This window comes from Comamonas sp. C11 (assembly GCF_024496285.1).
Classification (GTDB): Bacteria; Pseudomonadota; Gammaproteobacteria; order Burkholderiales; family Burkholderiaceae_C; genus Comamonas; species Comamonas testosteroni_F.
In genome coordinates, this window is the sequence record NZ_CP101743.1 from 550,216 (window position 1) to 565,714 (window position 15,499).

The window sequence follows — 15,499 nt, forward strand, 5'->3', positions numbered from 1 at the left end:
GGAAAGGCATCCTATGGCGCTGTCTACACTGCATAACGTCCGCGTTGCGGGCATGGCAAGCTGTGTGCCCAAACGCGTGGTTTCCAATCTGGAGGATTGCCCTCCCTCGCAGCGCTCCGAGCGCGAGCGGCTAGTGCGCAATATCGGCATCCAGACCCGGCGGCTATGTCCTGATTGGCAATGCTTTTCAGACTTGGCGTTCGCCGCTACCGAAAAGCTCTTGGAAGATTTGCAGTGGCAGCGCGAAGAAATCGGTGCGCTGATCGTCATCACCCAGTCGCCTGACTACCTGATCCCATCCACCGCCATCATTTTGCAAGACCGTCTGGGCCTGCCCCAGACCACCATTGCGTTTGACGTGAACCTGGGCTGCTCGGGCTACCCTTTTGGTCTGCATCTGGTCGGCAGCATGATCTCTGCAGGCGGTGTGAAAAAGGCACTGCTGCTGGTGGGAGATAAATCCGGCAGCTATCGCGACCCGCTTTTCTCCGATGCAGGTACGGTGACGGCACTGGAATTCGACAGCAGCGCGAGCCCTATGTTCTTTAACCTGAACAGCGATGGCAGTGGCTACAAAGCCATTTTCAAACCTGTGGGCGGGCATAGGGAACCATTTGCGCCGCACCACAGCAGCCCCATCCGCGCCGAGGATGGCAGCATTGCCTCCTGGCCCAGTGACCTGGTGCTGGACGGCCCAGCCGTCTTGAGCTTCTCTACCCAGCGTGTACCGCCTGCCGTGCTGCAGACACTGGAGTATGCAGGTGTGGAAAAAGAGGCTGTCGATTACTTTGTGTTCCACCAGGCCAACCGGATGATCAACGAAACCATCCGCAAAAAGCTGGCCTTGCCCGTGGAAAAAGTCCCCAGCACACTGGCCGACTATGGCAATACCAGCGGCGCCACTCTGCCTGTCACCATGACGGCCCGCCTGCACGAAGCGCTGTCCGCCGGCAGACACAAGCTGCTGCTGTCAGGCTTTGGCATCGGACTGTCGTGGGGCAGCTGTATTCTGGATGTGGAAAACGCAGTCTTCCCCGCCATGCTGGAGGCTTGAAACCATGGACACCACTTTCAATCCGTTCTCTCTCGCGGACAGGCGCATTCTGGTCACGGGCTCCACCTCGGGCTTGGGCAAAACCATTGCCCTGACCTGCGCACGCATGGGCGCAGAAATCATCTGTACCGGTCGCGATGCCGAGCGCCTAGCGCAGACGCTGGCCGAGTTGCAGGCTCTTTCGGCCCGGCCACACCAAGGCGTGCAGGCCGATCTGACGCAGCCCGAAGGCCGCGATGTGCTAATGGCCGCTGTCGGCCAAACCGCGCTCCACGGCGTGGTACACAGCGCAGGCATTTCACGCCTGAGCCCCGTGCGCATGCTGACCGAGCAGCATTTGCGTGAAGTGCAGTCCATCAACGTGGATGCCCCCATGCTGCTGACGCAAGCCCTGCTCAAGCGCAATCTGGTGGCAGCCGACGGCTCCATGGTGTTCATTGCCAGCATTGCCGCGCATATCGGCGTGCCCGGCGTGGCCGCCTATTCCGGCACCAAGGCCGCGCTGCTGGCCATGGTGCGCTGCCTGGCAATGGAAGTCATCAAACGCCGCATCCGCGCCAATTGCCTCTCACCCGCGCTGGTCGAAACCCCGCTGCTGGAGGCCACCGCCACAATGATCGGCTCCATGGAACAAGAACGCGGCAATTACCCGCTGGGTTTTGGCAAGCCTGAGGACATCGCCAATGCTGCCGTATTCCTGCTCTCCGGAGCCAGCCGCTGGATAACCGGTACAACACTGGTCATGGACGGTGGTTTGACCATCAGCTGAGGAACTTACCGACATGCAATCGACAGACACCCGGCGCTCCTTGCTGATCGTGGGAGCTGGCGGCTTCGGACGCGAGGTTCTGTGCTACATCGAGGATGACAACCCCCTGTTTCGGATCAAAGGTTTTCTGGACAGCCGTTCCAACGCACTCGATGCCACGCCCAGAGATGTACCCATCGTTGGCGATCCGCTGACTTATGCACCAGAGCCAGGCGAAGCGTTCATGGCAGCGCTGGGAGATCCTCAGCAGCGTTTCAAATACACCGCCGCGCTGCGCGATATCCACCATGTCGATTTCGCCACCGTGGTGCATCCGCGCGCGCGCATCAACCGCCATGCACGCATGCGCCACGGCTGCATCGTCGCGCCGCATGTCGGCGTTTCGGTGGATGTACAGATCGGTGAATTCACCCATATTCAAGAATACACGGTGATCGGCCACGACGCACAGATCGGAAATTGGTGCCAAATCAACAGCCATTGCACGATTGCCGGTGGTGCAAGAATTGGGAATTTCGTGACCATTCACCCCAATTGCGTCATCACCAGCCGCGCTGTGATTGGTGATGGCGTGACCGTCGGACCAGGCAGCGTGGTCATGGGCAAGATTCCAAGCGGTATTACCGTACTCGGGAACCCGGCACGCCGATTCAGCTTCAAATAGAACCAGCCATCTCTTATCAAGAGAAATCAAACATCTAGTATTTAATTAAAATAATCCATGGGACTACTTGATCATAATTTTCAGCTTGCCAGTGGAGAGCGAGTCACTGCTATCGCAATTGACAATATTCCTCCCGATCACTTGGCACGCTATGAATTTGCCGCTGAATGTCTGAAAGATATGCAGCCAGAACTCGAAAACTCCCCCTTGATCGGAGCCGACATATTTTGTGGTTCAGGCTATGGCTCTCATATACTGGCTCAGCGACTGCCTTGCTTTCTTCTTGGAATTGATGGATCGTCTGAAGCCATTCAGCAGGCATCTCAGCATTACACAGATTTCAATCTTTTATTTAGTCACAAGTTTTTCCCCTTCACCCTACCACCACGGCATTTTGACTTCATTGTCTCCATGGAGTCTCTTGAACATGTAGAAAATGGAGATTTATTCTTTAAAGTTTTATCGCAATCTATAAAACCAGGGGGGCGATTGATAATTTCAGCACCCAATTCTGAAGTTGTTGATCTCGCAAAAAACCCTTATCCGTGGCATTACCATCATTTCACAAAACAAGAAATCATGGATATGGGGAAGAAATATGGACTGGTTCATCAAGTCTGCATGGGTGCCGAATGTACGGTTGTCGATAAAAGCACAGGCAAGGTTGTCGCAGGAAATTATTACAGCCCGATAAGTGGGAAATTACGCCAAGACTATCCTGGAGATACTTTGACGCACTTCTTCAAAAAACCCGCATAAGACCCCATGGAATATCAAAAAAGCATTTATTTTATTGGTTGGGACTATGCGAGCCCTGATTCGATTGCGTTGAAAAATCTGCTTGCGCATCCTCTTTCTCCCTGGCGGGCTGAAGCGATTGTCCACGACGAGGTTTATGTACCTGAGGTGGATGGCATCCGATTGATGACTACGCAGGAATTTCTGGAAATATGTGAAAGTTCTCCCGACATTCACATGATACTGAGTGTCAAGCATCCTATTCACCAAAAATTATGGCAGCGACGGGCCAAGGATTACAAAATAACCATAGTCGATGAAGGTGAAATTTTTCAATCAACCTGCCAACATCTTCAAGCTACATCCGGCAGCATGGATTTGGGAATCATGCAAATTCCTACGTCCATGTCAACTGATTGCATCGAAGCCCTGAATGAGTCCGTTAAAAAACTCACGGATGGAAAATCACAAGAAATACTTCGGGCTTATATTCTTTTCTTGAAATCTGGTTTTCTGGAGGCATTCCGCCCCCACACCAAAGCACAAGCAGAAAATCCATTAACGCGTCCCGCAAACGATAATTGGCTGTTATCCACTGCTTGGGGAAATATTGAAGGCCCTGCTCTGGCATGGGAATTTTCTGCACAGCGCACGAGCTTTCTTGAGCAAGCCATGCTCTTGGGCAGTGGCTCATTAGATCAATGGTCGTATGCCTTCACGGCACCAGACGCAAAAGCAGCCACGCATGAAGACCGTCATTTGCGCACACTTTTCCAGCCGTTTGGAATAACGCCCTATGTAACACACCTGACTTCAGCGCTAGTCAATAGACTGGAAAATCAGGTCAGTGTTTCCCAAACAGCTTGCCCCGAATGGAAAAATTCCCAGATATTGGCCCACATCAACGTCCCCCACCCATTCTCTATTGTCAGTAATCTCGCCGAGCAAAATAATCCTAAAAACTTGCTCATCCGATTAGGGAGCTCACCAAACGATCTTTTGTTGTTGCTTCAGAATTTTGCGCCCAATTTCGTTTCCTTGCGCTGCGACAGGCCGGGTCCACTAGGCCTTCATGCGCATCTTAAATTTCATCTGCCATGAGCCAGCCCCAAATCCTTCCTGCTTGGTATCGCTCTTCTGAGCACTACGTCGACATTGAATATGAAGCCATTTTCAAGCATTCTTGGCTATTTGCCTGTTTGACTCTGGAGCTGGAAGGAAAGGCACATTACGGCGTGCGCTTGGGCAACACTGAGTTGCTTTTGCAACTGGACGAAGAAGGTCATCCACGCGCCTTTTTGAACGTCTGCACCCACCGCCACGCTAAGCTGTGCGAGCCTGGGCAACACAAAGGCCCGGTGCGCTGCCCCTATCACAGTTGGGTCTTCAATAAACAAGGCATTCCTACAGGGATTCCATCCAAGCAGTGCTTTCCCCAAGTGGTAGCTGCTCCTGAGAAGTACCGTCTGGCTGAGTTTGCATGCGAAGTCGTTGGGCAGTTCATTTTTGTACGGCTTTCCTCCGAAGGCCCGGGGTTGCGTGAATATCTTGGCAATCAGTATGCTTTTCTGGAACGTGCCAGCCAAGGTATGAATGGCGTGCTCGATGAATTTCAGGAAGATGTGGCAGCCAACTGGAAAGTTGTCATTGAAAACTCACTGGAGGGCTATCACGTCCCTGCCGTGCATACCCGCACTTTTGGCGAAATTGACGGCATGAGCCGAGAAGCGCAAGCACCCATCTTCTTCCTGGATGACCCACTACATAGCCACCTAGAGCACGCCGCCGAACCGGATTGGGTGGCAAGATTTGCCCGCACTGAGCGCAAGATTGGCCAATGGCCGTGGCGCTTTGAGCATTACACGCACCATCTGATTTTCCCGAATCTGACCATCACGTCGTTCATGGGCTACAGCTTTCATGTGCAGCGCTTCGACCCATTCACCGTAGACAAGACCCGGGTGCATTCGCGCGCCGTCGGTGTGTGCTTGCGCAATAGCACAGAAGTTGGCGCGAAGATGATGGAGCGGATTTACGCTGACGGCCACGCCTTCACACGCAAGGTGTTTGCAGAGGATGGGGACATCTGTCGCAAAGTACAAGCAGGGTTGGAGCAGGCTACACGCCCTGCCGTGCTGGGACTTGGCATTGAAGACCGGGTCGCGCACTTCCATCAAGCCTATTTCCGATGCTTACCTAAGGCATCGCAAAATAATGAGCACTTGGCCCCTGCAAAACATGAATTGCAGAACGTTTGATTTCAGAATGCCTTGCCCATCAGCCGCGATCTGCTTCTATTTAAATAGCAAGCCAGTTCACGGAACCGATTGCGATGGCAGGACATGGATATGACCACACCACATGGCATTGTTTGCCTGCCAGATCTACTGCGCGGCGTAAACAGCTTCTCGACAGCATTTTTCGATCTGGTGCGCGAGCCGATCCATCAAGGCGCAGGGTTAACGGTAGGCTGCCCTCCCGGGGGCAAAAAACCGCATAGTTTGGCCCCAGGCTTTGACGTCGCGGAGTTCCGTACCCGAGCCGGAGCACCCCCACATATTTTCAAAGACAACGATGCCCGACAGGCTCAATGGTTCTTGAGCTACCACGATCTATCGGACAGCGCGATCGACTACCTTTTCGACCATCTGCCCGCAGCACACATGCTGCTGTCCTTTGAACTGCCGCCTTGGCTGGCACAGGCCTGTATCGCACGAGGTGTGGATTTCCTGGACATACGGCCGTCTCCTTTGCGCTTTGGCCGCGACCTGTACGTGGCGCTGCGCAGCAATCGCCCAGAGATACTGCAGCGCATCAGTGCCCATACAGTTCTCGAAGAAGAGCTGCGCCTGGAAGCCGCAGTGCTGGGGGCCAATGTGCGCATGCACAAAGAACGTTTGCAAAGCGAACGGGGCTTTGCGTTCGAAGACCTGGAAGACAGCCTGCTGTTCATCGCCCAGGCACCTTATGACGCCTCATTGCTTGCACCGAATGGCAAGTCGTTGCGCGCCAGTGACTTTGCCGACCAGCTGCGGGAGATGAGCCGGGGGCGACGCCTGCTGCACAAAGGCCACCCCTTCGCGCCCGACTTTGCCCAGCAGGAACGCGCCGCACTGCGTAAGATCACCGGCCAACAACCACGGCCATGCCTGCAAAATGCCTACCAAATTCTCAGCAGCGACGAAGACCTGGCGCTGGTCGGAATCTCGTCAAGCCTGCTTCAAGAGGCTCGCTGGTTCGGCAAAGCCGCCACCGCACTCTACCGGCCCCTTGTCCCACTAGCGGCTCCTGAGACACCAACCACCGATACATATCAGCAGGTACATTTCCACACCCTCCTGTCCCCAGCCTTCTGGCACCAAGTGCTCAGCCCCCAAGGTCCTGCACCACGTCTGGCAGCGTTGCCCCAACTGGCCCATAACCATGCGCGAGAAACAATCGATCACTGGTGGGACTACTCGAAGGCAATGACCTGGGAGCGCAGCCTCCCTATCGAGTCCTTTGAACGCTCTGGCGGAGGTCTGCTGCGCCAGCGCATTGAGACTCTGGAACGTTCATTCGCCCAGCTATCCACGGCGCAAGACGGGAACCACGTAGAGACACTCAAAGCCGTAGGCATTGCGCCCGATACGCAACGCTGGCAGAACATGGATGCTCGGCATCTGAAAGAGTTGACAGATCCACAAGAAGCTGCAGCACTGTTCAAGCACAGCGTGCGCATGGTGGAGATTGAGGTTTCCTCTTATTGCAACCGCAAGTGCTGGTTCTGCCCGAATGCCACTTATGACCGGATGTCCGATAACAAGCTGATGTCGGCGGAGATGTATTCATCAATCCTGCGGCAGTTGGCATCCATTGGCTACGACGGAACCATTACATACAGTCGCTACAACGAGCCGCTGGCGGACAAAATGATTCTGGAGCGCATCGCCGAAGCACGGCGCATGCTGCCCGATGCACAGTTGCACACCAATACCAATGGCGACTATCTGGATCTTGAATACGTCGAGCAGCTTTATGCAGTGGGCCTGCGCAGCCTCAACATCCAGATTTACCTGGGCAACAAAGAGCGTTACGACCATGCAAAGATCAAGGCTGCCGGCGACAAGACTCTGAAGCGCGTACAACTGCCTCACACCTTGGTGCGAGATACACCGGGCGAATGGTACGAGCAACGGCTGCATTACCGCGACATGTCTATCCGCCTCTATGGCCGTAATTTCGAGACAGGTGGTACCAGTCGTGGTGGAGAAGTGCCCATCCACATGGATTACCAGCGCACATCTCCCTGCCTGATCCCTTTCTGGGCGGTCTATATCGATCACGATGGCTCCACCGTGCCATGCTGCAATTTCCGCTCCGACATACCCGCTCATGCGGACTATGTGATCGGCAAACTGACGCAGCAACCAGACCTTTTTCTGCAATACGCCAGCCGCTTTGCTGCCAACTTTCGTGCCAGCCTCATCAAGGATGGTGTGAAAGAGGGTCTGTGCAGCAACTGCCACTACGCGGAAGAAAAGCCAAGCCAGGAGCAAACCGCACAACTGGCATGCATGCTTGCGGGCAAGGGGCACTGATGGGTACCGCGCCTCTCACCCTTGCCCTGCGGGACTCACTGCGCCAACGCGGCTTTGCCATGGACGGGAGCTTTACGGGAGCAGCCACACCGTCCGCTGATTTGTATATCGAAACGCCAGCCAGCAGCAGCGCCTTGTTGGGGTTGGGCTACCCTCTGCGCATCGGTGCCTTCAGCCACCTGAATGGCGGTTTCATCCAGAACGCAACCATAGGCCGTTATTGCTCTTTCGCACGGGACGTGCAGATCGGGCACGGCAGCCATCCTGCTGATTGGCTATCCGTTTCACCGCTGCAATACAACCCTGATTACCGAGGCTGGCTGGAAATCTCCGGGCTGGCGCCCATGCCGGGCACCACACCATTCCAATGGGCTATCCACACAACCATCGGCTCCGATGTTTGGCTGGGAAACGGCGTGTTTGTACAGGACGGTGTGACTATCGGCCACGGCGCCATCGTGGGTGCTCGCAGTGTGGTGACGCACGATGTGCCACCTTACGCCATCGTTGCAGGCAACCCGGCGCGGCTGATACGAATGCGTTTTTCGGATGCCATCATCGAACGGTTACTAAGAGCCGAATGGTGGCGCTACGCCATCTCGGATTTTGGGTCACTGGATTTTTCCAATATTGAGGAAGCACTGGATAGGATCGAAGCGCGTATCGCCAGCGGTACTTTGCGAGAATTTACTCCTGCCATCATAGACGTGAATACTTTCTACAAGGAATCGTGACTATCCTACCGGGACTGGTCAGATAGTTGCTTGAAGCGTGTTCAAAGTTTTTGGCGATATGAGAAGCCTACAGGATGACTTTGAACACGCTCTTACGCGCTTGTCTGAAATTTCACAGCAAGTCCGACGAAATAATTGCGGCACACGTCTGTCCCTTGAATGCGGTGCTAGTCACTGACAATACCCGGCAATTCCAGCACATTTCTCATCTCCCCTTGGAGAATTGGTTACGCGAAGGGCAAAGTCATTGACCTAAGCTGCCCATGGTCTTGGCAACGACAGCACACAAACGCAAACGCTGCTGCTGCGCCATCCCCAGAAAGAACGGCAGCCCCAACAATGTCTGCTCCAAATCCATTACATTCGGCATATCCAGTGACAAGCACCGCTTCTGCAGCACATCCATGTGCTGCAGAAGCGGCTGGTACCAGCGCCGCGTCATGATGTTTGCCTGCTGGCAGGCCTGCTCCAGCATGACTCGTACCTCCGCATCCGGCTGCCGCGCGCACAACAGCGTGGGAGCCATGAGAGGGCCTCCAGGACCTTGGGCCTGCCAGGTGAGGTTATAGCCACTGGCTTGATCCAGTTCATGCATCAAATCAGTCTGCAGCTCACGCCGTTTCTGCGCATGCAGCTCCCATTTTTGCAATGAAATCAGGCAAATGGCGGCGTGGTATTCGCTCATCTTGGCGTTGCTGCCAAGGCTGGCCAACGCACCCACGGGCATGTTGGCTGCAGGGTCCAGATTGATGCCGAAGTTGGAGAGCTGGCGTACCCTGGCGGCAAGGCCTGGGCGCGTGGAAACGACTAGGCCGCCCTCGCCAGCCGGTAGGCTTTTGGTCGTGTGTAGACTGAAGACCAGCGTGCCTTCAGCGCCCTGCAGCCATTGGCTGCCATAAGCCGCCGCCGCGTCGATGATGACGGGCAAACCCGTGTCCCGCTCAAACTGTTGCCAGGCCTGCATGTCGTGCGGCATGCCGAAGGTGGCAACGGGGAGCACTGCATCAATACGCATGCATTCGCGCGCGGTACGGGCGATTTCAGGACTCAGCATCCAGGTCTGCGCGTCTACGTCGGCTAGTACGGGCCGGTGGCCTGCGCGCACTACCGCCGTAGCCGTCGCGACAAAGGTCAAAGCAGGAATCAGTACATGGGAACTGGCGGGCAAATCCAGCGCCTGCAGCGCCAGCTCCAGCCCCTGGGTGGCATTGGCCACGGTGGTGAGTTGTTCACTTGCCATGCCGAACCGATGCGCGAATGCGGCTTCCAGCTCTCGCACCAATGGGCCGAAGTTGGCATATTGCCGCGCCGCGTGCATGCGCTCCAGCCAGGGCAATAATTCCTGCGGCGATGGCATATCAGGAATCAGCAGAGGGAGATGTTCCCGTTCCTGAGCAATCTTCATACCTTGGTGCCCATTTCGGCCAGAACATGATCCACATCGGCCGCAATAGCTAAGGTTCTTCGGTCCCCGCGCAGGTAATTGAGCCACATGAGGCGAAACGCTGTTTCCAGTTCGCCCGTACGAGACGCGTAGTCCATCAAAACACTACATCTCATTCGATCGCGAGTTTCAGTACGAAGCTTTTGCAACCCTTCAGGATTATTCATGAATGCCAATGCACGCTCGACATACTCCTGATCGCTCTGTGTCACCCAATGCCGCCATCCAAGACCGGCCAAAGTACGCGCAGTAGAAGAATCCACACCGCGTACAGCATCCATAGTCACAATAGGCATCCCCATCCATAAACTATGCAGCGTGGTCGTCCCGCCCGAGATGGGCGAGGTATCGAGCACGATATCCGCGATATGCCCCATCTCCATGAACTGGTTGAGCGGCTGCAGGTGTAGCACAGAGACGCGATCCAGCGGCATGCCAGCAGCCTCTGCGCGGGGCTGCATATGGGCCTGGGCGGCATCGGCATTCTCTTCCTTCACTAGGATGATGAGCCTGGCATCCTCGCGCGCCTCCAAAATGCGCGCCCAGATACGCAACATCTGGTCGGTGATCTTGGCCGAGTTGTTGAGAGACACCAGCGTGGGATACCCGTTGCGCAGCATGGGGGGCTCTTTGCAAAGCGGCGCATAGGTGGGCGGTGTATAGCTGGCCATGCAATTCAGGTGGAACAGCGTTTCCGAGTAGTAAGGGGCATGGCTGGGTGGCGCAATGCCCATATCGACCAATCGGTAGTCCATCGCCTTCATGCCGAGCGTCTGCATATAGCCCAGCCAAGTCGCCTGCACTGGTGCTGCGCGGCGTGCAAAAACTCCGAGGCGGTGGCCATGTGTGAATCCGGACAAATCCACGAGCACGTCGATGCCGTCCTGGCGGATTCTTTCGCACAGCGCTTCGTCGTCCAAATTCATCACATCCAGCCAATACGGCACCAGCGAGCGCATGTATTCGGTCGTGCTGTCCGAGGGGCCATTCGAGTAGACATGCACCTCGACGTTGTCGGAATTGTGATGAGCCAGCACGGGCTGCATGAAAAAGGCCACCGAATGCTGGCGGAAGTCCGCCGTCATATAGCCGATTTTGAGCTTTTTGCGCGGGTTGCGGTCTGTCACCTTTAAGGGTTTGGCATCGCGCGTCAGTGGATCCGCAAATCGCTTGCCCCAGTCGCGTGCGACCTGAAGCGCCCTCATGGGGTCGCGGCTGGTGTGCGAGTGGAGGTAGGCGCGCATCATCCATTGCGGACCGAGATTGCCTTTTTTGACGACTTTGTCGATCAGATCGCATGCCTGCTGCTGTTGGCCCGTGCTGAACAATGCCAAGGACAACAGATGTTGAGCCTGCATTTCTTCAGGATCAATCTCCACCGCGGTCTGCAAGGCATCTATGGCCGACTTCCAATCGGCCATGCGCGTATAAGCCAGGCCGATCAGCAGCCACAGCTTCGGATTGCGAACGTCCTGCGTCACCAGTTGCATCAGGGCAGTGAGCGCGGGCACAAACTGATTGCTCTTGATCAGTTGATGAATCTCTTCAAGCTCCGCTGGCGTGGCTTGCTGCGGTGTTGAGTTCGCGGTGGTGGAGGGGGAAGACATTGGTACTCAGAGAAATGCAAAAAGTGCACTGGCATGCTGTGCTTAGAGAGCCCGATATGGTGCCACCTCAATATACCTGTCGAACTCTTGGTCATCGGCGAGTTAAGACCCACAATGGCAGCCCATGAACAGGTACGTCTTTACCTTTCAATTCGGCTGCCGCCCTACAAAAGAGCCTGAAGCTGCCGATCTAGAGAGCAATCACCCAGCTTTTTCCGTTAACAATCACGGCCCGCCCCCTCACAATCACTCCCCATGCTTGTTCTCATCGGTTATATCGTCGCCTTTGGCTGCATCTTCGGCATGTATGTGCTGCACGGCGGCAGCGTGGGCGTTCTTGTCAAGGCGCTGCCGTTCGAGATGGTGACCATTGGCGGTGGCGCCCTGGGCGCTTTTATCGTCAGCAACCAGCCCAAGGTGCTCAAGGCCACGGCCAAGGCGATCCCTTCGGCGCTCAAGCCTTCGCGCTATAACAAGGCGCGCTATATGGAAGTGATGGCACTTCTGTACGAGCTGCTGCAGAAGGCGCGCAAGGAAGGCCTGATGTCGATCGAGTCCGATGTGGAAGATCCGCAGTCATCGACGGTGTTTCAGAACTATCCGCAACTGATGGCCGACCACCATGTCGTCGAGTTCCTGACCGACTATCTGCGCATGATGGTCTCGGGCAATCTCAATTCGCACGAGATCGAGGCGCTGATGGATAGCGAAATCGAAGCCCACCATGCCGAGGCTCATGCGCCGGTGATGGCACTGAATCGTCTGGCGGGCGCCTTGCCTGCCTTCGGCATTATTGCGGCCGTGCTGGGTGTGGTGAATACCATGGCTTTCGTGGGGCAGCCCCCGGCAGTGCTGGGCGGCATGATTGCCTCGGCCCTGGTGGGAACCTTCCTCGGTATCTTGCTGGCCTATGCGCTGGTGGAGCCCATGGCTGCGCTGCTGGAGCAGCGTGCCCAGGATGCGGCCAAGGAGTTCGAGTGCATCAAGGCGACGCTGCTGGCCAGCATGCAGGGCTACAACCCGGGCACAGCCATCGAGTTCGGCCGCAAGGTGCTGTTTTCCACCGAGCGTCCGGGCTTTCTGGAGCTGGAGTCGCACGTCAAGGGTAAGAAGTGATGAGTGCCCGCTCTCGCCAGGATCTATTGATGGAGCGCTTCCATGGCTGACAAGAAGCTGCAGCCCATCATCATCAAGCGCGTCAAGAAGACCGCCCATGCACACCATGGTGGTGCATGGAAGATTGCCTATGCCGACTTTGTGACGGCGATGATGGCCTTCTTCCTGCTGATGTGGCTGCTGGGCTCGACTGCTCAGGGCGAGCTGCAGGGGATTGCCGCGTATTTCAATTCGCCGCTGAAGGTGGCCATGTCGGGCGGCAGCGGCGCGGGCAACAGCTCCAGCATCGTGCCGGGCGGCGGCAACGACCTGTCCAAGGTGCACGGCCAGGTGCGCCGCTCCGAGTCCGAAGACAATGCCAACCGCCGCTCCAGCCAGGCCATGGGCCGGGCCGATGAGTCTGCACGCGATGCACAGCGTCTGCATGCGCTCAAGGCCAAAGTGGACAGCATGATTGCCAACAATGCGCGCCTGAACGAGTTCCGTTCGCAGATTCGCACGGAGATCACGCATGACGGCCTGATGATTCAGATCGTCGATGACCAGAACCGCCCCATGTTCGATAGCGGCAGTGCCGTGGTCAAGCCCTATATGCGCGACATCCTGCGCGAGATCGGTGCGGCCATGGGCAATGCGGAAAATCGCATCAGTCTCTCAGGTCACACCGATGCCGCGCCCTACGGCAATGCCGATCGTGGCTATAGCAACTGGGAGCTGTCGGCAGACCGCGCCAATGCTTCGCGCCGCGAGCTGGTGGCTGCCGGCATGCCGCTGGACAAGCTGGCACGCGTGGTGGGCATGGCCAGCAGCGACCTGCTGCTGCCCGAGGAGCCGCGCGCGGCGCAGAACCGCCGCATCACGATTACCGTGCTGACCAAGGAGGCCGAGCGCCGTGTGCTGGGCAACGACAAGGAGCGCAGCATGGAGCAGGTGACCAGTGCCGAGGAAGCTGCCAGCACGATCAACCAACCCAAGGCCCGGCGCGCAGTACCCAGCGCTGCCGACAAGCAGTCTCTGGATGCCAAGGAAGAGTTTGTTGTAACAAACCCTGAAGTTGCCACGGAGACTGTCGAAAAGCCTGACAATGCACGTCCAATGCCGGGAGGTTGACAAATTGTTACCATCACGGCTGAAAACTTGTTCCCACGCACCTATTCCGACCGAAAGGGCCTCTCGTGGCTAATGCCCTGCGATTTTTGATTGTTGACGACTTCTCCACCATGCGCCGTATCGTGCGCAATCTGCTCAAGGAGAGTGGCTTCGCCGATGCCGATGAAGCCGAAGATGGTGTGGTTGCCATCACCAAGCTGCGTGCTAGCAAGTTTGACTTCGTGGTGACCGACATCAACATGCCGAACATGAACGGCTTTCAGCTGCTGAGCGAAATCAAGCAGGATGAAAAGCTCAAGCATCTGCCGGTACTGATGGTGACCGCCGAAGCCCGCAAGGAAGATATCGTGGCTGCCGCCCAGGGCGGAGCGGCCGGCTATATCGTCAAGCCCTTCACCAAGGCCACGCTGGAAGAGAAGGTCAATCTCATCATCAAGAAACTCGATCTCTGAGCCATGAGCAGCGACCAGGCCTCCGCCAACGTCCACTACAAGATTGGCGTGCTCACGCGCCAGTTGCATAACTCGCTCAATGAGCTTGGCTATGCGGACCGTTTGCGCGGCAGCGCAGGGGAGCTTCCCGATGCGCAAAGCCGCCTGTCCTATATCGCCCGTCTGACGGGGGAAGCTGCCAACAAGGTGCTGGGTCAGGTCGAGGTGACGCAGAACCGCCAGGATGCGCTGGCCGAGCGCACTCGTGCCATGCGTGCAGAACTCATCAGGGATCCTGTGGCCGCCGTGGCCAAGGGCCGCGTGATGAACTATCTGCAGGAGGTGGAAGAGGGCACGGAGCAGACCAATAGCCATCTGACCGAGATCATGATGGCGCAGGACTTTCACGATCTCACGGGCCAGGTAATTGCTCGCGTGGTGGCGCTGGCGGCCGATCTGGAGTCGCAGCTGCTGGAGCTGCTGATCCAGACTTCGCCGGATGCTGCGCAGGCACCGGCCCTGACGCCTATGGAAGCCGCGCAGCCCAAGCTGGCCGGCCCGGTGGTGGATCCCGAAAACACGGCAGACGTGGTGACCTCGCAGTCCCAGGTGGATGATCTGCTGGCCAGTCTTGGTTTCTGAACTTCTGAAAACATAGCTGCCTGCGCTTTGCCGATAAGCGCTTGAGCTTGAAAAGCCTGATCTCTCAAGAGGTCGGGCTTTTTTATTGGGCGCTGCCAGGAGGGCGGAGCGCAAAAAGCCCGCATGTCATCACAACATGCGGGCAAGCCTTGGAGGGCAATCTGCCTTCTGAGTGGTGTGCGGCGCTGCGCCGCTCACACCTGCATATTCATCACATCGGAGTAGGCCTGCACCAGGCGGTTGCGCACATGCAGCGTGGCCTGAAAGCCAATCTGCGATTTTTGCATGGCCACCATGGTCTGCTCCAGGCTGACGGCGGGGTTTTCCAGCTGCACTTCGCGCTGCAGCTGGCTGGAATGGTTTTGAGCGGCGCTCACCGATTGCAGTGCATTTTGCAGAGCCTGACCGAAGCCGCCGGCCACGGGAGCAGTGCCGGCGCTGCCGACCTTGGTGAGCTGGTTGCCCAGTTGGGCGGGGTTGATTGCTGGGATCTTCAGGTCCATATCTTTATCCAACTGGCTTGGTGAGTTGGAGGTGATCGTAGGTTTTTCGCCTGATTGCAGACGGGCAATAAGTGGGTGAATCGGCTTGCTTATCGGGGGAACGCCGC

15 protein-coding genes are annotated in these 15,499 nt (G+C 56.6%); 12 read left to right on the forward strand and 3 right to left on the reverse strand.

The window, feature by feature from the left end:
- Positions 1 to 13: 13 nt before the first annotated feature.
- The 8 genes from NOX35_RS02520 to NOX35_RS28735 all read left to right on the forward strand — a co-directional run bounded on the left by NOX35_RS02520 (position 14) and on the right by NOX35_RS28735 (position 8,539).
- Positions 14 to 1,054 (forward strand): ketoacyl-ACP synthase III, encoded by a 1,041-nt coding sequence (locus NOX35_RS02520; RefSeq protein WP_182285492.1) that lies wholly within the window; start codon positions 14 to 16, stop codon positions 1,052 to 1,054.
- 4 nt (positions 1,055 to 1,058) lie between these two features.
- Entirely contained in the window at positions 1,059 to 1,823 is a 765-nt protein-coding gene (locus NOX35_RS02525) for an SDR family NAD(P)-dependent oxidoreductase (protein ID WP_256495622.1), read from the forward strand.
- Positions 1,824 to 1,836: 13 nt separating this feature from the next.
- Entirely contained in the window at positions 1,837 to 2,487 is a 651-nt protein-coding gene (locus NOX35_RS02530) for an acetyltransferase (RefSeq protein WP_256495623.1), read from the forward strand.
- Between the two features lie 57 nt (positions 2,488 to 2,544).
- On the forward strand, positions 2,545 to 3,246 hold the full coding sequence (locus tag NOX35_RS02535; RefSeq protein ID WP_182285495.1) for a bifunctional 2-polyprenyl-6-hydroxyphenol methylase/3-demethylubiquinol 3-O-methyltransferase UbiG: 702 nt from the start codon (positions 2,545 to 2,547) through the stop codon (positions 3,244 to 3,246).
- A gap of 6 nt (positions 3,247 to 3,252) precedes the next feature.
- Positions 3,253 to 4,326, forward strand: coding sequence for a hypothetical protein (locus NOX35_RS02540; protein WP_256495624.1), 1,074 nt, complete (start codon positions 3,253 to 3,255; stop codon positions 4,324 to 4,326).
- Positions 4,323 to 5,483 (forward strand): aromatic ring-hydroxylating dioxygenase subunit alpha, encoded by a 1,161-nt coding sequence (locus NOX35_RS02545; protein ID WP_182285497.1) that lies wholly within the window; start codon positions 4,323 to 4,325, stop codon positions 5,481 to 5,483. The genes NOX35_RS02540 and NOX35_RS02545 overlap by 4 nt, the downstream gene beginning before the upstream one ends.
- 90 nt (positions 5,484 to 5,573) lie before the next feature.
- Positions 5,574 to 7,805: a radical SAM/SPASM domain-containing protein gene (locus tag NOX35_RS02550; protein ID WP_256495625.1), complete on the forward strand. Its 2,232-nt coding sequence runs from the start codon at positions 5,574 to 5,576 to the stop codon at positions 7,803 to 7,805.
- Positions 7,805 to 8,539: an antibiotic acetyltransferase gene (locus NOX35_RS28735; RefSeq protein ID WP_182285499.1), complete on the forward strand. Its 735-nt coding sequence runs from the start codon at positions 7,805 to 7,807 to the stop codon at positions 8,537 to 8,539. Before NOX35_RS02550 ends, NOX35_RS28735 begins: the two co-directional genes overlap by 1 nt.
- A gap of 244 nt (positions 8,540 to 8,783) precedes the next feature.
- Here the strand turns inward: NOX35_RS28735 and NOX35_RS02560 are convergent, their stop codons facing one another.
- Positions 8,784 to 10,031 (reverse strand): DegT/DnrJ/EryC1/StrS aminotransferase family protein, encoded by a 1,248-nt coding sequence (locus NOX35_RS02560; RefSeq protein ID WP_256495626.1) that lies wholly within the window; start codon positions 10,029 to 10,031, stop codon positions 8,784 to 8,786.
- Positions 9,941 to 11,590, reverse strand: a complete 1,650-nt coding sequence (locus NOX35_RS02565; protein WP_182285501.1) for a glycosyltransferase — start codon at positions 11,588 to 11,590, stop codon at positions 9,941 to 9,943. The genes NOX35_RS02560 and NOX35_RS02565 overlap by 91 nt, the downstream gene beginning before the upstream one ends.
- 255 nt (positions 11,591 to 11,845) lie before the next feature.
- On the opposite strand from NOX35_RS02565, the gene motA reads away from it, so the two are divergent.
- The 4 genes from motA to NOX35_RS02585 all read left to right on the forward strand — a co-directional run bounded on the left by motA (position 11,846) and on the right by NOX35_RS02585 (position 14,889).
- The gene (gene motA, locus NOX35_RS02570) at positions 11,846 to 12,706 is read left to right on the forward strand and encodes a flagellar motor stator protein MotA (protein ID WP_003059167.1); all 861 of its coding nucleotides are present in this window, start codon (positions 11,846 to 11,848) and stop codon (positions 12,704 to 12,706) included.
- Between the two features lie 42 nt (positions 12,707 to 12,748).
- Positions 12,749 to 13,816, forward strand: a complete 1,068-nt coding sequence (gene motB, locus NOX35_RS02575; RefSeq protein WP_182285502.1) for a flagellar motor protein MotB — start codon at positions 12,749 to 12,751, stop codon at positions 13,814 to 13,816.
- 65 nt (positions 13,817 to 13,881) lie between these two features.
- Positions 13,882 to 14,268, forward strand: a complete 387-nt coding sequence (gene cheY, locus NOX35_RS02580) for a chemotaxis response regulator CheY (RefSeq protein ID WP_003065483.1) — start codon at positions 13,882 to 13,884, stop codon at positions 14,266 to 14,268.
- 3 nt (positions 14,269 to 14,271) lie between these two features.
- Positions 14,272 to 14,889 carry a protein phosphatase CheZ gene (locus tag NOX35_RS02585; RefSeq protein ID WP_256495627.1) on the forward strand — a complete coding sequence of 206 codons (618 nt, stop codon included), beginning with the start codon at positions 14,272 to 14,274 and terminating at the stop codon, positions 14,887 to 14,889.
- A 194-nt stretch (positions 14,890 to 15,083) separates the two neighbouring features.
- Here the strand turns inward: NOX35_RS02585 and fliE are convergent, their stop codons facing one another.
- Positions 15,084 to 15,392 carry a flagellar hook-basal body complex protein FliE gene (fliE, locus tag NOX35_RS02590; protein WP_182285504.1) on the reverse strand — a complete coding sequence of 103 codons (309 nt, stop codon included), beginning with the start codon at positions 15,390 to 15,392 and terminating at the stop codon, positions 15,084 to 15,086.
- Between the last annotated feature and the right edge of the window lie 107 nt (positions 15,393 to 15,499).